The organism is Streptomyces sp. NPDC036764 (genome assembly GCF_055609385.1).
On the sequence record NZ_JBVJPT010000001.1, the window covers coordinates 174,713 to 193,214 of the forward strand.

The 18,502-nt window shown below is 71.6% G+C and carries 19 protein-coding genes and 1 pseudogene; 12 read left to right on the top strand and 8 right to left on the bottom strand.

Annotation, left to right across the window (positions count from 1 at the left end; translation table 11 throughout):
- Positions 1 to 232: 232 nt before the first annotated feature.
- The gene (locus tag ACZ69Q_RS00735; protein ID WP_471033963.1) at positions 233 to 1,234 is read left to right on the top strand and encodes an acyl-CoA desaturase; all 1,002 of its coding nucleotides are present in this window, start codon (positions 233 to 235) and stop codon (positions 1,232 to 1,234) included.
- A gap of 43 nt (positions 1,235 to 1,277) precedes the next feature.
- Positions 1,278 to 1,676 (top strand): DUF5994 family protein, encoded by a 399-nt coding sequence (locus tag ACZ69Q_RS00740; protein ID WP_471033965.1) that lies wholly within the window; start codon positions 1,278 to 1,280, stop codon positions 1,674 to 1,676.
- 49 nt (positions 1,677 to 1,725) lie between these two features.
- On the opposite strand, the gene ACZ69Q_RS00745 is transcribed toward ACZ69Q_RS00740, so the two are convergent.
- On the bottom strand, positions 1,726 to 2,208 hold the full coding sequence (locus tag ACZ69Q_RS00745; RefSeq protein ID WP_471033971.1) for a DUF5994 family protein: 483 nt from the start codon (positions 2,206 to 2,208) through the stop codon (positions 1,726 to 1,728).
- A 419-nt stretch (positions 2,209 to 2,627) separates the two neighbouring features.
- Between ACZ69Q_RS00745 and ACZ69Q_RS00750 the strand changes: the two genes are divergently transcribed.
- The 4 genes from ACZ69Q_RS00750 (at position 2,628) to ACZ69Q_RS00765 (ending at position 4,826) form a co-directional block, all read left to right on the top strand.
- Positions 2,628 to 3,227: a DUF5994 family protein gene (locus ACZ69Q_RS00750; protein ID WP_471033973.1), complete on the top strand. Its 600-nt coding sequence runs from the start codon at positions 2,628 to 2,630 to the stop codon at positions 3,225 to 3,227.
- A gap of 5 nt (positions 3,228 to 3,232) precedes the next feature.
- Positions 3,233 to 3,490, top strand: a complete 258-nt coding sequence (locus tag ACZ69Q_RS00755; protein WP_471033976.1) for a hypothetical protein — start codon at positions 3,233 to 3,235, stop codon at positions 3,488 to 3,490.
- 287 nt (positions 3,491 to 3,777) lie between these two features.
- On the top strand, positions 3,778 to 4,149 hold the full coding sequence (locus ACZ69Q_RS00760) for an STAS domain-containing protein (RefSeq protein WP_471033981.1): 372 nt from the start codon (positions 3,778 to 3,780) through the stop codon (positions 4,147 to 4,149).
- A complete protein-coding gene (locus ACZ69Q_RS00765) occupies positions 4,146 to 4,826 on the top strand; it encodes a hypothetical protein (protein WP_471033985.1) in 681 nt (226 codons plus the stop codon). Before ACZ69Q_RS00760 ends, ACZ69Q_RS00765 begins: the two co-directional genes overlap by 4 nt.
- A 74-nt stretch (positions 4,827 to 4,900) precedes the next feature.
- On the opposite strand, the gene ACZ69Q_RS00770 is transcribed toward ACZ69Q_RS00765, so the two are convergent.
- From ACZ69Q_RS00770 to ACZ69Q_RS00780, 3 genes are all read right to left on the bottom strand, one after another.
- Entirely contained in the window at positions 4,901 to 5,518 is a 618-nt protein-coding gene (locus ACZ69Q_RS00770) for a VOC family protein (protein ID WP_471033988.1), read from the bottom strand.
- 71 nt (positions 5,519 to 5,589) lie between these two features.
- Complete coding sequence (locus tag ACZ69Q_RS00775) at positions 5,590 to 6,351, bottom strand: SDR family oxidoreductase (RefSeq protein WP_471033989.1); 762 nt, start codon at positions 6,349 to 6,351, stop codon at positions 5,590 to 5,592.
- Between the two features lie 191 nt (positions 6,352 to 6,542).
- Positions 6,543 to 9,827 carry an AfsR/SARP family transcriptional regulator gene (locus tag ACZ69Q_RS00780; protein WP_471033992.1) on the bottom strand — a complete coding sequence of 1,095 codons (3,285 nt, stop codon included), beginning with the start codon at positions 9,825 to 9,827 and terminating at the stop codon, positions 6,543 to 6,545.
- Positions 9,828 to 10,090: 263 nt separating this feature from the next.
- Between ACZ69Q_RS00780 and ACZ69Q_RS00785 the strand changes: the two genes are divergently transcribed.
- Positions 10,091 to 10,972: an NAD(P)-dependent oxidoreductase gene (locus tag ACZ69Q_RS00785; RefSeq protein ID WP_471033995.1), complete on the top strand. Its 882-nt coding sequence runs from the start codon at positions 10,091 to 10,093 to the stop codon at positions 10,970 to 10,972.
- 213 nt (positions 10,973 to 11,185) lie between these two features.
- Positions 11,186 to 11,392 (top strand): annotated as a pseudogene (locus ACZ69Q_RS00790) (hypothetical protein); the annotation flags it as partial.
- Positions 11,393 to 11,594: 202 nt separating this feature from the next.
- Here ACZ69Q_RS00790 and ACZ69Q_RS00795 read toward each other — a convergent pair.
- Complete coding sequence (locus ACZ69Q_RS00795) at positions 11,595 to 12,578, bottom strand: amidohydrolase family protein (RefSeq protein ID WP_471033998.1); 984 nt, start codon at positions 12,576 to 12,578, stop codon at positions 11,595 to 11,597.
- Between the two features lie 238 nt (positions 12,579 to 12,816).
- On the opposite strand from ACZ69Q_RS00795, the gene ACZ69Q_RS00800 reads away from it, so the two are divergent.
- From ACZ69Q_RS00800 to ACZ69Q_RS00810, 3 genes are all read left to right on the top strand, one after another.
- Positions 12,817 to 13,104 carry a hypothetical protein gene (locus ACZ69Q_RS00800; protein ID WP_471034000.1) on the top strand — a complete coding sequence of 96 codons (288 nt, stop codon included), beginning with the start codon at positions 12,817 to 12,819 and terminating at the stop codon, positions 13,102 to 13,104.
- 488 nt (positions 13,105 to 13,592) lie between these two features.
- Entirely contained in the window at positions 13,593 to 13,790 is a 198-nt protein-coding gene (locus ACZ69Q_RS00805) for a hypothetical protein (protein ID WP_471034002.1), read from the top strand.
- Between the two features lie 190 nt (positions 13,791 to 13,980).
- Positions 13,981 to 14,985 carry an RNA polymerase sigma factor gene (locus ACZ69Q_RS00810; RefSeq protein ID WP_471034005.1) on the top strand — a complete coding sequence of 335 codons (1,005 nt, stop codon included), beginning with the start codon at positions 13,981 to 13,983 and terminating at the stop codon, positions 14,983 to 14,985.
- A 123-nt stretch (positions 14,986 to 15,108) separates the two neighbouring features.
- Here ACZ69Q_RS00810 and ACZ69Q_RS00815 read toward each other — a convergent pair whose 3' ends face one another.
- Positions 15,109 to 15,561 (bottom strand): DUF6174 domain-containing protein, encoded by a 453-nt coding sequence (locus ACZ69Q_RS00815; RefSeq protein ID WP_471034008.1) that lies wholly within the window; start codon positions 15,559 to 15,561, stop codon positions 15,109 to 15,111.
- A gap of 103 nt (positions 15,562 to 15,664) precedes the next feature.
- The gene (locus ACZ69Q_RS00820; protein WP_471034012.1) at positions 15,665 to 16,147 is read right to left on the bottom strand and encodes a MarR family winged helix-turn-helix transcriptional regulator; all 483 of its coding nucleotides are present in this window, start codon (positions 16,145 to 16,147) and stop codon (positions 15,665 to 15,667) included.
- A gap of 126 nt (positions 16,148 to 16,273) precedes the next feature.
- Here ACZ69Q_RS00820 and ACZ69Q_RS00825 point away from each other — a divergent pair, with 126 nt between their 5' ends.
- Positions 16,274 to 16,792, top strand: a complete 519-nt coding sequence (locus ACZ69Q_RS00825) for a YceI family protein (protein ID WP_471034015.1) — start codon at positions 16,274 to 16,276, stop codon at positions 16,790 to 16,792.
- On the opposite strand, the gene ACZ69Q_RS00830 is transcribed toward ACZ69Q_RS00825, so the two are convergent.
- Positions 16,770 to 18,464 (bottom strand): hypothetical protein, encoded by a 1,695-nt coding sequence (locus tag ACZ69Q_RS00830; RefSeq protein ID WP_471039965.1) that lies wholly within the window; start codon positions 18,462 to 18,464, stop codon positions 16,770 to 16,772. The two genes, ACZ69Q_RS00825 and ACZ69Q_RS00830, sit on opposite strands and share 23 nt — an antisense overlap.
- Positions 18,465 to 18,502 lie beyond the last annotated feature (38 nt).

An 18,502-nucleotide genomic window follows, 5' to 3' on the forward strand; every position in this document is an offset into this window, starting at 1 on the left:
GCCGCTTCCGAAACAGCCGTGGTTGTCGCCCGGGGGAGTACGGTGGACGGGACGCGGACTTTTCGTATGCCGGAATTCCGATGCCGGATTGCGACCGGTCCTGGACCGTCGTCTGTCGTCGTGTGTTCCGTGGTGATCCGGTCCATGTGCCTTCCACGGCACGCCACCGTCCTTCACATGGGCAGCCCGTGACCCCGGCCGCGCCATCCGCATCCAGGCCGAGGAGCCAGGAATGCCATTCAGTCCGAGCACGTCCACGACGGTCAAACGGTCGGATTCCGCCCCGCCGCCCCAGGGCTACGACGGGACGTCCCCCTTCCCGCCGGACGGCCCGGCGCCCGCCCGCGACCGCGGTGAGCGGCTGTACGTCACGGTGACGGCGGTGATCGTCGTCCTGCCGTTCGTGGCGATCGGTCTCGCCGGCTGGCTGCTGTGGGGGAGTCTCATCCATCCCGCCGACATCGTGATCGCCGCCGTCCTCTACACGATCACCGGCCTCGGCGTCACGGTCGGCTTCCACCGCGGCCTCACCCACGGCGGCTACCGGGCCGTCCGCCCCGTGCGCATCGCGCTCGCGGTCGCCGGTTCGATGAGTTTCCAGGGCGACGTCATCGGCTGGGTCGCCACCCACCGCCGCCACCACGCCTTCACCGACCGGCCGGGGGACCCGCACTCCCCCTACCGCTACGGCACGCATCTGCGCGGCCAGTTGCGCGGGCTGCTGCACGCGCACGTCGGCTGGCTGTTCCGCAACGACCGTACGCCGCCGGAGCGCTACGCCCCCGACCTCCTCGCCGACCGCGACATCCGTGCCGTCGCCCGCGCCTTCCCGGCGCTGTGCGTCCTCACGCTCGCTCTGCCGTTCGCGGTGGGCTGGGTCATCGGCGGTACGTGGCTGTACGGCGTAACCGCTCTGCTGTGGGCGGGACTTGTGCGCATCGCGCTGCTCCATCACGTCACCTGGAGCGTGAACTCCCTCTGTCACCTGATCGGTGAGCGCCCGTTCCGCACCCGGCGCCACGACCGGGCCACCAATCTGTGGCCCCTCGCCCTGCTCTCGTTCGGCGAGAGCTGGCACAACCTCCACCACGCCGACCCCACCAGCGCCCGTCACGGCGTCGACCGCGGCCAGCTCGACCCCTCCGCCGCCGTCATCCGGCTCCTCGAACGCCTCGGCTGGGTGCACGACGTGCACTGGCCGACTGCGGAACGGGTCGCGGCCCGCCGCGCCTGACGCCGGCCATTCAGTCCCTCACGGCAGTTGGCAGGAGCCTTTCATGACGACCGCACTGCAGCCCCCGCCTCCCTCCCACCCCCTCCTCCGGCTGCGTCTCGCATCCCGCAACGGCATGCCCCGGCCCATCGACGGAGCGTGGTGGCCCCGTTCGTACGACCTGCTCGCCGAACTCCCCGGGCTGCTCGCCGGGTTGCCGCGCGCGTGGGGTCACGTCACCAGCGTCACCGTCAACGGGGCGACGTGGTCCGCGGTGCCGGGCCGGATGCTCGTCTTCAACGAGTTCGTACGACTGCGCAGGACCGTGGCGGTATCCGCCCCGCACACGATCGTCCTGCTCGCCCCCGGCCGGGGGCGCTGGGACCTGCTGGTCGTGCCGCCGGATACGACCGAGGAGGCCGCGGAACCGCTCATGGCAGCCGCCGCAGGCGATCACCTGTGACGGGACCCGCCCCTGCGCTGCCCGGCTGCGGCGGGCGACGCGCGTGCCATCACATCCCGACAGTGCGTTGCTTACTCCGGCCGTGCGACGAGAGGGCACCGCCGCTCCCGTCCTTCCCGGCGCGCGCCCTGCTTCCGTGGTGGGCCCGTTCCGCCGTCATGAGCGTGGTCGCGGTCCTGGGCGGACCGGAGTCCGCGCTCGCGGCGGCCATCAGCCGGGCGGCCGAGGAGGCGCCGGTCTCCGGGGGGATCACCAGGAGGTCCCAGCGGCCCGCGGTGTAGGACAGCAGAGTGATCCCGTGCGGATCCAGCTCAGAGGTGAACCAACCGATCTTCACCACATGGCCGTTGACGAAGATCCTGGGCGGGAGGATCGGCCAGTGGCGGGGGCTGACCGCGATGCGGGTGATCCGCCCCCACAGCGGATCCAGCACGTCCGCCAAGGCGGAGAGCTCGCTTGACAGGTCACGTGAACGGGGCCACCAGGCGCCGTCCAAATCGGCCGGTCCTCCGCAAGAGCTCTCGGATCTCAACGCCAGGCGCGCGGTCGGCGACCTGAACGGAACGGACCGTAGCGGGGGGTGAGAGGTGGTCGCGGACATCGCGCAAACCCGTCTCCGGACTCCTGCGCGGGAACAGCGGCCCGGTGTCGTCGCTCACCGGGAACGGCACCGGCATCGGAGCCGATGTGCGAAATGCTCCCGATGACTTCACGCTACTCCCCGAAGGAGCCGGGCGGACCGGACGGCGTGAGGCGTTGCCTCTGGGGCGTAGGCCCAGTGCAGGGACGCATGGGGCCGTTTCTCCATTGGCCGTACGGTCCGTTGGGTCTTTCCGAGGAGTAGGCTGAAATCACCGAGGATATTTCGCGCACAGGCTTCCAGGCTCGTGTCGTTTTCGGCGATTGAATACGCCGGGCCGGTCATGACCGGCCCGGGGCAGGGTTCGCGTCATGACTGCGACCATTTCCCTCCCGCCGACAGCCGAAGCCGATGAACCTGCGTTCTCCTCGCCCTCTCTCCGTCTGTCGCTCGCTCCCACCGGCCCCGCACCGGCTCTGCTGGACGGCGCATGGTGGCCCCGCTCCCGCGATCTCGGGGCCGAACTCCCCTCCCTCACGGCCGTGTTGGATCCGTTGTGGGGGCGGATCACCCGGGTCACGGTGAATCCCACCCACTGGCCGGTCGTTCCGCGCAAGGTGCCCGTCGCCGGGCACGTGGTGAAGGTGGGCTGGTTCGCGGCCGAGCAGGACCCGCACGAACTGCTCTTGCTCTCGTACCGCACGGGCCGCTGGAACCTCTTGGTCGTCCCGCCGCAGACGACTCCCGTCTCGGCCGCCTGGCTGATGGCCGCCGCGAGCGACCCACTGGGCAAGTCGACCGCGAGCCGGTTGATGCAGGAGGCGGCGCGCCTGCGGACGGTGTCCGAGACGGACCGGGCCGTGGAAGCGGTCTGGGACTCCGAAGGAGGCCATGAGGCCCACGATCCGGCCGCACGTCCCCGGATCCCGACCGTGACCGCCGCGCTGCCGCATCAGCCGATGGGGAGGTGAGGACCGTGCAGACATTCGTGACCGTGGTCGTGATCCTCGCGATGATCGCCTTCGGAGTCCTCCTCATCCACTTGCTCAACTTGCAGCACAGTGAGCGCATCCCCGCCTTCCACTACGGCCGTTCCGGGATACCGGTCCCGGGACCTGACCCGTTGGCTCCGCGGAAGGCCCACGGCCGGGTGGGAGCGAGCGGCACCGCACGCCGCAGCGCCCCTCGTGCGGACGGCCCGAGCCGACCGAACACACCGAGCCGACAGAGCTGACAGCACCGAGTGAACTGACGGCACCGACCGAACTGAAAGCACCCACCGCAGCCCAAGACCCCGGCCGCCGCACCGCACATGACGGGCCGGGGTCTTCTCGTGTCCTGTGCCTCCGACCCTTTCAGGACACGATGCCCGCCGGGCGTGGACCTTCCGTTCGATCCCATGGCACGCATCCCGGACGACCGGTCCGCCATCCGCCGGCGCGCTCGCCGGCCCCCGTTGCCGGACCGGCCCTGCCACGCGGCACTCTCCGACAGGTACTTCGTACGTCGAACCGAGGAGCCATGTCCCACCCACAACTGAACGTCCACCGGCACGACCGCGCCACTCGCGCGCTGATCACCCTCGCAGGAGAGATCGACCTGGCCACCGCCCCGCTCGTGCGCGCCGCACTGGCCGCTTGCCTGCGCGACGGCATCCGCACCGCCGACGTCGATCTCACGGCGGTCACCTTCTGCGACGCCAGCGGACTCAACGCCTTCCTCATGGCATCCCAGCTCGCCACGGAGGCCGGCATGACCCTCCAACTGCACTATCCGCCACCGGCCTTGGCCCGCATCATCGAGATCACCGGCTCCGGCTTCCTGCTCCATGAGCTCCATGCGGTTCGACCACCGTCACGCCGGGTTCCCGCTGCATCGGGCGGTGCACCGTGAAGGGGCCGCTCCGCCGGGAGCCGACAGGGGTCGGGGCAAGCACATCGACTCCCGACCACGCGGTGCGTCTGCGCCGGCTGAACCGCTGGCAGGCCGAGACCCTGCGGGAGGACCTGGCCGACCTGTACGTGGAGTCCTCGCGCGTGCGGGCAGGCCAGGAATACCGAGGCCGGGAGGCGTTTCTGCGGCGGCTCACCGGCGACATCCGGCGGGCCGGATTCGCCCTGCTGATCGCGGAGGACACGGCCTTCGCCGGGTGTGCCTACGGATTCCCCGTACCGCGTGAGGGGACCTGGTGGAGGGGGTTCGACGGGCCCGTTCCGCAGGGCGTCGAACAGCTCACCGCGTCCGGCCACGTCTTCGCGATCACCGAGATCGTGGTGCATCCCCATACGGACGACCACGGCCTCGCCCGCAGGCTCCAGGAACGGCTGCTCGCCGACCACCACGCCTCGCTCGGGGCGACACTGGTCGACCAAGCCGACGCTGCGGCCCTGGGTGCCTTCCTGTCGTGGGGATGGCACGACATCGGGGCGATCCGGCGGCCGTCGGATTCCATGGTCCACCGCCCGTCGACCCCTGTGCTGCTGCGGGCCCTGGTCCTTCCTCTCGGCCCACGCACGCCTGCCCGCCCGGACGGCCTGGCTCACGAGAACCGCACCCAACGGCCCGACTGACGACCAACGCGCGGCCGGGCCGGGGGACGGCAGGGTTGTCGTGCGCGTGGGGGCCGGCTGTGAGCTTCAGGGGCTCACTGCGGCGGTTCTGTTCCCGCCTGCTCGCTGACCATGTACCGCGCGTACCAGTCCGGCCAGTTGGGGTCCTCCGCGCCGGTGCGGGCCTCGTGTTCGCCATGGGCCGCCGCGGCCCGGCGCAGGGCGCTCGCCAGGTCCTCGGCGGAGGCGAACGCCGTGGTGGCGGGGTCCAGCCGTCCAGGGAGCCTGTTGGTGATCTCCTGCAGCAGCCAGCCGTTGCCGTCCGGGTCGCTGAACGACAGGAACGAGCCGTAGCTGTTGCGCTTCGGGTCGGGTCCGGGGACCCGAGCGTCGGTGCCGCCGTGGTGGAAGACGCCGCCGGCGTCGTGGAACACATCGCTCGGGTCGGCGCCGTTGCGCTTCAGCTCGGCGTGGGCGGCCTCGATGTCGTCGACCACCAGGTGCAGGCCGCGAGCCGAGCCGGGCGCCTGCTCCGTGACGGACGTGCCGAAGATGACCGATGCCGGTGAGCCCGCAGGGGTCATCTGGACCACCCGGAAACCGGCATCCGGGGCGACGTCCGCGTCGAGCCTCCAGCCCAGCGCCGTGTAGAAGTCCTTGGCCCGGTCGACGTCGGCCACCGGTACCACGACGACCTCCAGTTTCATGTCCATGGGTGTGGCTCCTCGTCCAGGAGGGTGGCTCAGGAGGCGGATGGCAGCGTCCTCGGCCGGTCGTCGGGCGATCAGTGCGCGACGAGCTGCTGGCCGCCGTCGATGTCGTAGGTGGCGCCGGTCAGGGCGCCGTTGGCCATGATGTGCAGTGCCAGGGCGGCGATGTCCGCCGGACCGACCACGCGGCCGATGGGCAGAGTGCTCCGCAACTGCTCCCGGCGAGCGTCGAGTCGGTCGCCGAGGAGGGAGGCCGACAAGGGTGTGTCCACGAAGCCGGCCGCGATGAGGTTGACCCTGACCGGGGCCAGCTCGAGGGCCAGGTTGGCGGTCAGCGCCGGCAGTGCCGCGGTGAGAGCGCCCGTGACGGCCATTCCGAGGGCGGGTCGTCGGGCGCCGGTTCCGCCGATGAACAGCAGTGTTCCTCCGGCCCTGACCTTGTTCCGGCTCGCCCGCGCCGCCGCAAGCAGCATCGCGAGACGCCCGCCGAAGTCCCGTCCGCCTGCGGTCAGGTCGAGGCCGGCCAGGGGCGTGTACTGCGGGCTGCCCGCCGTTACCAGCACATGGTCGATCTGTCCGGGAAGGTCGAGCAGAAAGCGCTCCAGGCGATCGGGGTCCATGGCGTCGAACGCGGCCGTGCTCAGCGGGCTCAGCTCGTCCGCCGCCTGCTTCAGACGCTCGGCGTTCCGCGCCGTGAGCACCACCTCGCCACCGGCGCCACGCACCTGTCGCGCGGTCTCCAGACCGATTCCCGAACTGCCGCCCACGACCACGACCGTCTGCCCGGCCAGTCCTGCGGATGCCGGAGGGGCGCCACCCTCTTCGCTCGCGGTCACAGGAGGTCACCACCGTCCGAACGTGGTTTGTGGGCGTACTTGCGTGCCCCCTCGGCTGCGGCGCGAGACAGTCCCGCATCCTCCGCCACGGGCCGCCGCCCCCGCCCGAGACCTCAGTCTGTCACCCGTCCGGGCGAGGCGCACCCGGGCTCGGCGCGCCCCGCCGGGGCGACCCCGTGGCCCGCAAGGGATCACGGCGCTCCCTGGTGCGGCGACCCCGGCGACCCCGGCGACTCCGGCGACTCCGGCGACTCCGGGAGCTCCTCTGCGACCCGGGACTCGTGGTCCGTCTCGGTGCCGAGGGCGAACTCGCGCGCGTAGCCGCCCTCGTCGATCGTGTCGCGCAGGCGAGTGGAGATGCGCTCCACGTCGCCCTGCTCCGCAGGAGGGTGCGGAGCGCCCGCGCGCTCCCTGGTCGCCGCCGCCGTGCCGAGCAGGCCGATCGCCCGCTGCGGGGACCCGGCCAGGGAGTACGCGCCCGCCAGGCCTTCGAGGGCCAGGGCGACCGAGCGGGGGTCCTTCGTCGTCGCGGCGGCCTTGAGTCCGTCGCGGTGGTGGGCGAGGGCGCGGTCGGCGTCGCCGCGCTGTTCGGCGATGAAGCCCAGCTCGGCCAGGACCAGCGCGAGGCCCGGGCCGTCGCCCCGTCGGCGGTTCCAGGCGAGCCAGGGCCGCAGCCACTCCTCGGCGGCGGCGAGCCGGCCCTGGCGTCGGGCGCTCAGCGCCAGGCCCAGCGCGGCGAACTGCTCGGCGGGCTGGTTGCCCTGTTCGGCCGCGATCCGCAGGGCACGCGTGTGCAGGTCGTCGGCCTCGTCACCGCGCTGGGTGAGCAGGGCGATCCTGCCGAGACCCGACAGCTTCGCCGACATCTCGGGCCACATCTCCAGGGCCTGGGTGATCCGCAGGCTCTCCCGGTGCAACTGGGCCGCCAGGTCGTAGTCGCCGTTGATCTCGGCGAGCCTGCCGAGCAGGTCGGCCGTCTTCAACCGGCCCCACAGGTCGCCCAGTTCGGCGAAGTGGGCGCGGGCCTCCTCGGCGTTGCCGCGCAGCCCCTCCAGGTCGCCGCGCGCCAGGGCGAGGCAGGCGCGCGTGGTCAGCGAGGCGGCCATTCCCCACGCGTCGCGCAGGGTGCGGAAGCGGACCAGGACATGCTCGACCCGCCGTTCGCCCTCGGCCAGCGCCCCCACCGTCCACTGCGCGTGCGCCAGGAACCACTGGGCCCTGGTCGACTCCGGGCTGGACTCGGGTGGGTACTCCTCCAGCGCGTCGCACTCCCGGTCGTGCTCGCCGAGCAGCAGGCGGATGCCCGCGTACCAGAAGACCGCCTCCACGCGCTCCTCGGGCGCGGCGTCGCCCGGCGTGTCCAGTGCCGTCGCCAGCGCTCTGCCGGCCTCGCCGAGCCGGCCCCGGACGTACCAGTACCAGGTCAGCGAGTTGACCAGGCGCAACGCTTCCCGCGCTGCCCCGGCCCGGGCCGCCTCGGCCAGCGCGCGCTGCACATTGGCCGCCTCCGGATCGAGGTACTGGAACCAGCGGGCCTGCTCCCGCTCGTGCAGATGCGGCCGGGCGCGCTCGGCGAGGCGGACGTAGTGGCGCAGATGCCGGGCGGCGGTCCCGGCGTACTCACCGGACTCCGCGAGCCTGTCACGCGCGTAGACCGCGACCGACTCCAGCAGCCGGTAGCGCGGACCACGGGGTCCCTCGGTGCGGAGGGCCAGAGAGCGCTCTACGAGCAGGCTCAAGGCGTCCAGGACGTCCGCGGGGGACACCCCGCCACCGGAGCACACCTCCTCGGCGGCCTTGAGTCCGCATCCCTCGCCGAACACCGACAGCCTGCGCAGCACGGTCTGTTCCCGGACGTCGAGCAGGTCCCAGCTCCAGTCGAGCGTGGCCTGGAGCGTCCGGTGCCGTGAAGGGGCGTCCCGGTAGCCCCTGTTGAGCACTCTGAACCGGTCGTCGAGGCGGTCGTGCAGCTCCCCGATGCCCAGCGTCCGCACGCGGGTGGCGGCCAGTTCCAGCGCGAGCGGAATCCCGTCCAGGCGGCGGCACACCTCCGCGACGAGCGGGGCCGTGGTGGCGTCGAGCACGAAGTCGGGGTCCGTCGCGGTGGCCCGGTCCATGAAGAGACGTACGGCGCCCGCACTCGCCAGCGCTTCGAGGTCCGGCCCGTCCACCGGGGGCAGCGCCAGCGGAGCCACCGGGTACACCGTCTCGTCCCGGGTGCGCAGCGGTTCCCGGCTGGTCGTCAGGATGTGCAGATACGTCGCCCGGCTCAGCAGCAGACCGGCCAACCGGGCGACGGCCTCCACGACATGCTCGCAGTTGTCCAGCACGAGCAGCAGCCGCCGGCCTGCCAGCGCTTTCGCGAGGCGGTCCGCCGGGCCCTTGCGGTCGTCGTCCGGGATGTTCTGCCGGATCCCCAGCGTCGCCATGACCTGCTCGGCCAGCGCCTCCACGCCGGCGAACCGCTCCAGGCCCCCGGTGTCCGCGAGCTCCACCAGATGGGTGCCCTCGGCGAACGAGCCCGTCATGCTCTGCGCCGTGGCCTGCGCGAGACGGGTCTTGCCGACCCCTCCCGGGCCGGTGAGCGTCACCAGACGGCGCCGGGAGAGCAGCGTCCGGATCGCCCGTACGTCGTCGTCGCGGCCCACCAAGGGGGAGGCCGAACCGGTCGGTTCCGGCGCCACCGCCACCGCCGCCATCGGCTGCGCGGACGGCTCCGGGCGGGCCAGGACCGGGTCGTGACGCAGGATGGCCTGTTGCAGCGCCGCCAGCGGCGGGTCGGGCGTGAGGCCGAGCTCCTCGTCGAGCCGGCGCCGCACATCGTTGAAGTGGTCGAGCGCGTCGGACGAGCGGCCCGCCTGGTACAGCGCCCGCATCAGCGCGCCCCGCAGCCCCTCGCGCAACGGGTGCTGCTCCACCAGCTCGGTCAGCTCCCCGACCAGCAGGCTGTGCTCACCCAACTCCAGCCGCACCCCGGCGTGTTCCTCCACCGCGGTCAGGCGCTCCTCCTCCAGGCTCGCCGCCGTCGGCCGCACGCACGGCTGATCCGCGAACTCGGCGAAGGCGGGGCCGCGCCACAACGCCAGCGCCTCGGTGTACAGCGCCGCCCGCTTCACGGGGTCCACGACGGCCCTGGCCCGGGCGACCAGTTCGCGGAACCGCCCGGCGTCCAGCGCGCCGGCGGGGATGTCCAGCACATATCCGGGCGGCCGGTGCGCGACCAGTTCGCGGGCACCCGGCTCGGCGTCCTCCAGGGCGCGACGGAGCTGGGACACCTTGGCCTGGAGCGAGGCGGTGGGCCGGGCGGTGAACGTCGAGCCGCCCCACAGGTCCTCGATGAGCCGGCCCGCGGGGACGACCTGCCCCTGGTGGGCGAGCAGGTCCGCGAGGAGCATGCGGACCTTGGCTTCGGGAACCCGCACGAGACGGGCCTCGTCCGTGCGCACCTCCAGCGGCCCCAGCACCCCGAATTCCATGATCTCAGCGTAACCGGCCGCCGGACGGCGCGACTTGTGACGAAAAAGGGCTCGGCCATCCCCTCCGAAGTGCGTTCCCGCAGCATTTCCGAAGTCGCCCGAAGCGAATCCGAAGCGGCGTACGCCAGCCTTCCCGGAGGAATGCGGTTCGGCGGCGGTGCGGAAGGCGGGGGCAGGCAGCCCGCTCAGGACCGTTTTCCCACCGGCGCGTCCCGCGTGCCGGTCCGTGCAGCACAACACTTCCGTACTGGAGGAACTGATTCATGGGTGACAACCACACCTCGGTGCTCGGCCTCGGCCTGATGGGGCAGGCCCTGGCCGCCGCCTTCCTGAAGGCGGGTCACGCCACCACCGTGTGGAACCGTTCGGCGGACAAGGCCGACGGCCTCGTCGTGGACGGCGCGGTCCGAGCCGCGAACCCCGCCGACGCCGTCGCCGCGAGCGACCTCGTGGTCGTGTGCGTGTCGACGTACGACGTGGTGCACGACGTCATCGGCTCGCTGGGCGACACCCTGCGCGGCAAGACCGTCGTCAACCTGACCACGGGCTCCTCCGAGCAGGCCCGGCGGACCGCCGAGTGGGCGCAGAAGAACGGCGCCGAGTACCTCGACGGCGCCATCATGATCACCCCGCCCGGCATCGGCGCCGAGACCTCCGTCCTCTTCTACGCCGGTGACAAGGCCGTCTTCGACGCCCACGAGCCCGTGCTGAAGCTCCTCGGCGGCGGCACCACCTACCTCGGCACCGACCACGGCAAGCCCGCCCTGTTCGACGTGTCGCTGCTCGGCCTGATGTGGGGCGCCCTCAACAGCTTCCTGCACGGCGTCGCCATCGTGGAGACCGGCGATGTGAAGGCGCAGGAGTTCCTGCCCTGGGCGCACATGTGGCTCGACGCCATCAAGATGTTCACGGCCGACTACGCCGCGCAGATCGACGCCGGCGACGAGAAGTTCCCGGCCAACGACGCCACCCTGGAGACCCACCTCGGCGCGCTCAGGCACCTCGTCGAGGAGAGCGAGGCGCTCGGCGTCGACGCCGAACTGCCCAAGTACTCCGAGGCGCTGATGGAGGGCATCATCGCCCAGGGCCACGCCAAGAACAGCTACGCCAGTGTCGTGAAGGCATACCGCCGCCCGAAGAAGTGACCGCGTCCGGTATTCGCGTCACCCCCTGACGAAGGGGCCGGTTCCGAATCCCCCTTCGGAACCGGCCCCTTCCACATGCCCGGACACCGGAGTCAGGTGGGAGACCGTCGACGAGCGCCCCGCGACTACGAGCTGCTGCGCATCGACCCCTGGCGCGTTCAGGTCCTGCGCGGTTCGGTCCCGAGCAGCCGTATTTGGGCGGTCGATCCCCGGCTGTTTCTCAACGCCTTCGCGATCCCGCCGGCGGGCACCCTCACCTGGGCCGGATCTCGCGACACCTTCTGGCTCGCGTGCCTGCTCACCGCGAGCCTTCTCGGCACGGGGCCGGCGAGGATCGTCCATGCCCGCGCCGCCTACCGCCGCATCACCGCAGGCGCAGCGCGGCCGACGGCAGGGTCGGGCGACTGGCGCGACACCTGAACGAGCGGCCGGTCGTGAGCCGGTGCGCGTTCATCGAAACGCCGATAGGCCGGCCGCCTTCGCCGCTTCCGCCGGCGCGGGGAAGGGCTGCTGACCTTGTACTCGGTCAACCACGTGGGACGACATCGCCCGGCTGCTGCATGAACTGACGCCCCTGCCGGTGGCGTTGAGGGACGCCCTGAGGACGGCCGCCACTCCGCGGTCACGGCACGGGCGTCCGGGCCAGGCGGGGGATGAGGAGTTCGGCGTTGCCGCGGTTCACGGCGTGGAGCCGGCCGGGCTCCCAGTGCGGGTAGGCGCCCAGCGCGGTGTCGAAGCCGGCGCCCCAGTCCTCGGGGAGCATGGGGAAGTCGCTGCCGTACAGGATGTGATCGGGCGTGGCGAAGGCGAGCAGCGCAAGCAGGGTCGCCGGTCCGGTCGAGATGGCGGTGTCGAAGTAGAAGCGCCGCAGGTCCGTCAGGAAGTCCTCCGGTGTCGTGCCGCTCCCGTCGACGGTCGCGTCCGTGTGCAGGCGGGCGGCGAGGGCGAAGCGGTCGGCGGCGTACGGCAGGAAGCCGCCGGCGTGGGGGAGGATCATCCGCATCCGGGGGTACCGCCGTGGCACGCCCCGCATGGTCATGTGCAGGGCGGCGCGGGTCGTGTCGTAGGGGAAGTCCGCCAGCGGCGGGGGCACGTCCGGGAGCGGGGCGCCGGGCGGCGCGGTCGGGTGGACCAGGACCACGGCGGAACGGGCGTCGAGTTCGGCCCACAGCGGATCGAACGCCGGGTCGCCGAGATAGCGGCCGTGCACGTTGGACAGGACCACGACGCCGTCCGCGTCCAGTTCGTCCAGGGCGTGCGCCGCCTCGGCGAGCGCGCCGTCCACGTCCGGCAGGGGGAGGGCGGCGAAGTGACCGAAGCGGTCGGGCCGGTTCTTGACCAGCTCGGCCGTGTACTCGTTGACGCTCCGGGCCACTTCGCGTGCGGCGGCGGGGTCCTCGGGGCCGGCGAGCGGTGCGGCGTACGACAGCAGTCCGGTGGCGATCTCGCGCCGGTCCATCATGGCGAGCGCGCTTGGTTCGTCCCAGGCGGGCGCGGGCCAGCCGACGGCCGCGGCACGGCCGGCCATGGCCTGTCCGTGGGCGGGTGGGATGACGTGCTGGTGGACGTCGATACGTCCCGGGTTCGTGCGTGCAGGATCTGCCATGCCCGTCCGAGCCTCCTTGCGGCCGTACCCCCACAACGACGCCACAAATGGATCCTAACCGGGCAATTGAGTTCCTTCCATCGGAAGGGAGCGGGGCCCCCGCTCGGGCGGTGTGAGCGGGCGGAGATCACAAAACCCGGCGCGTCAAAGGATGATTTGGGTCATTTCTCACTAATCTCCGTTTTCGGCAAGGAGTCGCCCTCCTCGTATCGCATCCACCCGCTTCACCGGAGATGACATGCACAAGCTTCGTAAGGCCGCCGTCCTGTTCGCCGCCCTCAGCAGTGTCGGAGTCCTGACCGCCGGTTCCGCCCACGCCGCGGGCATGGACGGCGACGGCCGGGGCAACGCCTACAAGGTCCAGCAGAGCACCCAGTGCAAGTCCCACGACCTGAACATCGACATCCTCGGTGTGGTCGGCATCCTCAACGGCGTGCTGGGCAACGGCCTCAACGGTGAGGGCGACGCGGCCAGCCAGAGCACCCACCTCGGCTCGACGATGGGTTGCAACAACACCGCCTTCTGAGACGCGTCCTACGTCGCCACAGGGGCAACAGGCGGCCGGCGCACTGCGCCGGCCGCCTCTCTGTTGGTGAAGCCGAAACGGTGCACATGCGCGGCGGTCGCGATCTCCAGCGCCTCGTCCCAGCCGATCCGGACCAGCCCGCCCCCGCCGCGCGTCGGCTGACAGCGGCGCCGCTTGTCCGGATCAACGGAAGATTTCCACCAGCACAAGCAACCGGCCTGCCGAGAGGAGCCGTTCGGCCGCCTCCGCGCCGCGACCTGTTCCATGCTTGCCCTGCCACGTCCCGTGCCGCGAAGGCAAGGATGCGCCTCGCGGACCGGCTTCACTGATCACTCTCAGGCCGCCTTGATGTATCTAGAAACTATTTCTGATTCTCTTTGCGAACGCCATCGCGGCGTTTCGGCCGGGTGAGTGGGAAACGGATGTTCGGTGTGGATGAGGGAGGTGTGAGGGGGAGGGGCGGCGCGGATGTGCAGGCGGGAGTGTCCATGGGTAATCGCCGCATCCTGATTTCCGCCGAATGCGGTGCCGGCGAAGATCACGGGAACAGCGAGATACGTAATCTGCCTTCGCCCAGTTTTATTGCCCACGCCCCCGAAACCCTCGTCAAGCGCGAGGTTCATCACAGCGAAACGTGGCTCCTCGGCGGCCTTCTGCGGGAGATTCGCGGTGGTAGCCTCGAATGAGTGAGCAGTCGATTCGTCGTCAAAGGTGCCCCGCGGCACAATCTCCGCGGTGTGTCCGAGGAATTTCCCGGAGACACCACGTGGAATCGCTGTCCGCGTATGCATGGCAATTCCTCGGCCGGCTCGACCAGCCCGATGTCGACCGGAAGACGCCCGGCCGGCACCTGAACGCGCTGCGGAGGGAGGCCAGATGAGCGTGCTCGAACGGGACGGCGTACCCGCGGCGCCGCCATCGCCGCAGGACGACGAGACCGACGGCCCGCCGCCGCAGCTCCCGGGGCAGGGCGGCAGCACCGACCCGGTGAAGGACTATCTGCGCATCATCGCCCGGGTCCGGCTGCTCACCGCGGAGGAGGAAGTGGATCTCGCCAGGCGCATCGAGGCCGGTCTGTACGCCGAGCGGCTCCTGGCCGAGGGGCGGCACGGGCACCGTGCGGAGGAGCTGGCATCCGTCGTCGAGGACGGCCGGCGGGCCAAGGCGCACCTCACCGAGGCCAACCTCCGGCTGGTCGTCTCCGTGGCCAAGCGCTACACAGGCCGTGGGCTGGACTTCCTGGACCTCGTCCAGGAGGGCAACGCCGGGCTCATCCGGGCGGTGGAGAAGTTCGACTACGCCAAGGGCTTCAAGTTCTCCACGTACGCGACCTGGTGGATCAAGCAGGCCGTCACCCGGGCCCTGGCCGACCAGAGCCGCACCATCCGGATCCCTGTGCACACCGTCGAGATCATCAACCGGGTGGCCCGCGCGCGCCGGGAGCTGATGCAGGACACGGGCATCGTCCCGACGCCCGAGGAGCTCGCGGCGAGGGTCGAGATCCCGGTGGAGCGGCTCGTCGAAATCGACGCCTACACCAGGGAACCGGTCTCCCTGCACGCCGCCCTGAGCGAGGACGGCGACGGCGAGTTCGGCGACCTCATCGAGGACACCGACCTTCCCTCACCCTGGGAAGCCGTCACCCACCATCTCCTCCAGGACGCCGTCCGCGACCTGCTGACCGGCATGACCGCCCGCGAGGCCGGCATCATCGCCCTGCGTTACGGACTCACCGACGGCCGCCCCCGGACCCTGGAGGAGATCGGCCACGTCTACGGCGTGACCCGCGAGCGCATCCGCCAGATCGAGACCAGGACGATGAGCAAGCTGCGCCACCCGTCCCGCTCCCAGGTGCTGCGGGACTACCTCGACGACCTCTGACATGACGCCGGGTCAGCCGTCTCGCCGCCGCTCGCTCCGGACGGCGGACACGACGTGGCCGCCACGGTCGCGCCCGTCCCGTTCCGCGCGCGCCGGCCATGCTCGCCGACGCTCACCCTCACGTCACCTGGCCGGCTCGAAGTCGCCGATGACATAGAGGGCTTCGTCGTCGATCGCGTTCTCCATCCAGTCCAGCGAGATCCGCACCGGGTGCCCGTCGCGCGCGTACTCCACCTCGGCCGTGTCCGCGTCGTCCCGCCGTGCCTGCTCCCACTCGTCCAGGAGCTCCCCGATGGTGGGCACCGCGTCGGGGGCGTCGTCGACGACGCGTCGGCCGCTGTCGTCGAGGCCCAACGCCTGCACCACGGCTCCGTCGCGGACGGTGATCCGGAACGCCCCGATCAGGCTCCGCTCCCCTTCGCTCGACCGGAGCGTGTAGGTGTACGAGTCGGGCTCCTGCCAGGAGGCGGCCGTCGCCTCGGGCTCGGGCTCGTCGGCGCAGCCGGCCGCGCACACCAGCCCTCCGACCAGTACGGCACGGAACACGACGCGGGCGCTGACGGGTACGGCGGTCATGGCGGCACTCCCTTCGAGGATCGGTACCGCTATGACGGCGTTCGCACCGGGAACGTTCGACGGACGCGCTCCGTCGGCCTGCGCACGTCCCGGTCGCCCGGGACTACTCCGGCGCCGGCTCTCCGACGAAGTCGGGCATCAGTGCGCACATCGCCTGGCGCTGGGTGGGGCCCATGAACCGCGTCAGCCCCTCCTTGACCGTCTCGGCGAGGGCCGCGGACGCCTCCTTGAGCAGGGTGCGGGCCTTCTCGGTGAGGGCGACCTCGACTCCGCGCTTGTCGCCGCAGACCGACTTGCGGGTGACCAGGCCGGCGTGCTGGAGGCAGGCGATCTGGTAGGTGAGACGGGTCTTGGGGCGGCCCAGGAGCTCGGCGATCCGCGTCATGCGCAGGGCCTGGCCGGGGTCCGCGGCGAGCAGGCACAGGACCAGGAACTCGTCGTGCGAGACGTCCAGCCGGTCCTTGACGACGCTGCGCAGCTCCTGCTCGACGGCTCCTGTCGCGGCCAGCATCAGCATCCAGGCGTGCAGCTCGACGGGCAGCAGGCTGTCGCCGGAGGCGGAGGGGCAGTCGGAGTGGTCGGCCATGAATTCGAGTGTATCTGTTGTTCAAATTTGGAGTATCGACTAGCGTGGTGTCGTCCAAATTTGGATTACACATCCCGGCAGACCTACCCCCAGTGATGCCGCCCCGATGCTCAGGAGTGAAAGATCATGACCGTCGCCGTCGAAACCGGAACCTGGCAGCTAGACAGCACCGCCTCCGCCGTCGCCCTGCGGCACAAGACCATGTGGGGCCTGGTCACCGTGAAGGGCGCCTTCGCCGCCGTCGCCGGCGACGGCGAGGTGCGGTCCGACGGCTCGGCCGTCGGCACGATCACCCTGGACGCCGCCTCCCTGGACACCCGCAGCGCCAAGCGCGACGAGCACCTGCGCTCCGCCGACTTCTTCGACACCGCCAACCACCCCGACATCACCTTCTCGGTCCGCAGCGCCGAGCTGCGCGACGGCGACGAGGTGCACGTCGTCGGTCAGCTCACCGTGCGCGGCATCAGCCGCCCCAAGTCCGTCACCGCCCGCCTCGTCGGCGCGGACGACAGGTCGCTCACCCTGGAAGCCGAGTTCACCGTGGACCGCGAGCAGTTCGGCATGGGCTGGAATCAGCTCGGCATGATGCGCGGCCTCACCACGGTCACCGGCACGCTCCGCTTCACCCGGACGACCGGAGCGTGACGTAGGCGCTCGACAACGTCTGCGGTACGGCCGTGAAGGCCCGCAGCCGCACCCGCACACCCGGACGGGGCAGAGCGAACCTCCCCGCCGGCGGCCGCAGCTCGTAGCGCGCCGTCGCCCGGGCGGGCAGCTCGGCCGGGCCCCTTACGACCGTCCAGTACTGGCTCATGCCCTGGCCCGTGGTGAGCGTGAAGTGGGGCGCGAGGGCGACGGCGCCCGTGTTGGTGACCTCGACACCGAGGCCGGCCACGGCCGTCGGCGTCGCCCGGCGCACCGACGCCACCCGCATGGCCAGCGGAGGCGTCCCGCTCGCCGCCCAGGCCGCGCTCGCCACGGCCGGCGCGAGCAGGAGCACGGCCGCGGCGATCCGTGCCGGGCGCCGGGACAGCACCCGCGGGCGCGGCTGCCAGGCGGTGGCGAACTCGGAGGCGGGCGCGGTGACCGCCGCCGCCAGCCACAGCGGCGTCATCATCAGGTAGTAGCCGTCCTGGGAACGCGTCGCCACGAAGAACGCGCACCACGGCAGGACGGTCGCCGCGGGCCCCAGTTGCCGTACGAACAGCACGACCAGTGCGAGCAGCCCCGCCGCCAGCAGAATGCCGGCGTGCGCGTACCAGTCGAGCCGGTCGCTGCCGTCGGTGAAGTACAAGGAGATGCCGACCACGCCCTGCCCGTGGATCACCGCACCCTGCGTCAGCGGCAGCGCGATGCCCCGCACCCAGGTACCCGGTTCGCTCACGACGAAGTACGTGTTCACCAGCAGCCACACGACCCCGGCGGCACCGGCGAACCGTGCCACCACCAGCGCCGCCGCCCGCGCGCCCAGCTCCCCGCGCCGCACGGCGTAGATCCCCGCGAGCAGGAACGGCGCGAGGAACCACGGCAGTTGCTGCGCCGCGCACGCCGCCCCCAGACACGCCGCCCGCACCAGCCCGCCGGTGCCGACCCGCCCGCCCCGCCCGATCCGCGGCCACCGCACCACCACCGGGACCAGCAGCGCCAGCGCCACGATCGCCGGATAGCCGAGGCGGGCGTACGACGGCAGGAGGCCGAAGCCGAGACAGGTCATGGTCGCCGCCGACCGCCACGGCGTGGGCAGCATCCGCCACAGCGTGACGGTCCCGGCCAGGAGGGCCGTCGTGCTGACCACCGTCGCGGGCAGGGCCCCGTGCCCCAGCCACAGCAGCGGCGCGGTCAGCAGCGGTGCCAGCGGCGGATAGCCGTACGTGAAGTCGTAGCCGCCCGTCACCGTCGGGGTGAGCGCGACGCCGTGGCCGAAGAGCCAGGGCCAGGGCTGTCCGTACACGGGGTGCCCGGCGACCAGCTCACGGGCGGCCTGGGTGGTGAGGATCGCCTCGTCGCTCCCGCCGTGGTTCATCGCCCACCCGCACAGCGTCAGCGTCACCGCGGTGACCAGGACGCAAAGGTCCAGCCGGGCCAGCGACCGCGCCCGCCGCACGGTCAGTGCCAGCACGCCGCACGCCAGGATCGAGGCGTAGCAGAGCGAGATGGCGGCGGCCACGACGAGACGGTGGCTCGCCGCCTGCGTCCAGATCGCGCGCGTGCCGATGAAGAGGCTGATGTCCGCGAGGAGCGTCAGGACGCGATGCCACTGGGCGGGCGGATCCGGGTCCGCCTTGACAGACGGCCGCGTCCACTGAAGCGGTGTCACCTTCTGCTGTTCTGCCGACTGCACGCCACCGGACGGTA

Coding starts and splice junctions, on each gene's coding strand:
- ACZ69Q_RS00735 (WP_471033963.1), top strand. CDS start 233: ATGCCATTCAGTCCGAGCACGTCCACGACGGTCAAACGGTCGGATTCC.
- ACZ69Q_RS00740 (WP_471033965.1), top strand. CDS start 1,278: ATGACGACCGCACTGCAGCCCCCGCCTCCCTCCCACCCCCTCCTCCGG.
- ACZ69Q_RS00750 (WP_471033973.1), top strand. CDS start 2,628: ATGACTGCGACCATTTCCCTCCCGCCGACAGCCGAAGCCGATGAACCT.
- ACZ69Q_RS00760 (WP_471033981.1), top strand. CDS start 3,778: ATGTCCCACCCACAACTGAACGTCCACCGGCACGACCGCGCCACTCGC.
- ACZ69Q_RS00770 (WP_471033988.1), bottom strand. CDS start 5,518: ATGGACATGAAACTGGAGGTCGTCGTGGTACCGGTGGCCGACGTCGAC.
- ACZ69Q_RS00780 (WP_471033992.1), bottom strand. CDS start 9,827: ATGGAATTCGGGGTGCTGGGGCCGCTGGAGGTGCGCACGGACGAGGCC.
- ACZ69Q_RS00785 (WP_471033995.1), top strand. CDS start 10,091: ATGGGTGACAACCACACCTCGGTGCTCGGCCTCGGCCTGATGGGGCAG.
- ACZ69Q_RS00795 (WP_471033998.1), bottom strand. CDS start 12,578: ATGGCAGATCCTGCACGCACGAACCCGGGACGTATCGACGTCCACCAG.
- ACZ69Q_RS00800 (WP_471034000.1), top strand. CDS start 12,817: ATGCACAAGCTTCGTAAGGCCGCCGTCCTGTTCGCCGCCCTCAGCAGT.
- ACZ69Q_RS00805 (WP_471034002.1), top strand. CDS start 13,593: ATGGGTAATCGCCGCATCCTGATTTCCGCCGAATGCGGTGCCGGCGAA.
- ACZ69Q_RS00810 (WP_471034005.1), top strand. CDS start 13,981: ATGAGCGTGCTCGAACGGGACGGCGTACCCGCGGCGCCGCCATCGCCG.
- ACZ69Q_RS00815 (WP_471034008.1), bottom strand. CDS start 15,561: ATGACCGCCGTACCCGTCAGCGCCCGCGTCGTGTTCCGTGCCGTACTG.
- ACZ69Q_RS00820 (WP_471034012.1), bottom strand. CDS start 16,147: ATGGCCGACCACTCCGACTGCCCCTCCGCCTCCGGCGACAGCCTGCTG.
- ACZ69Q_RS00825 (WP_471034015.1), top strand. CDS start 16,274: ATGACCGTCGCCGTCGAAACCGGAACCTGGCAGCTAGACAGCACCGCC.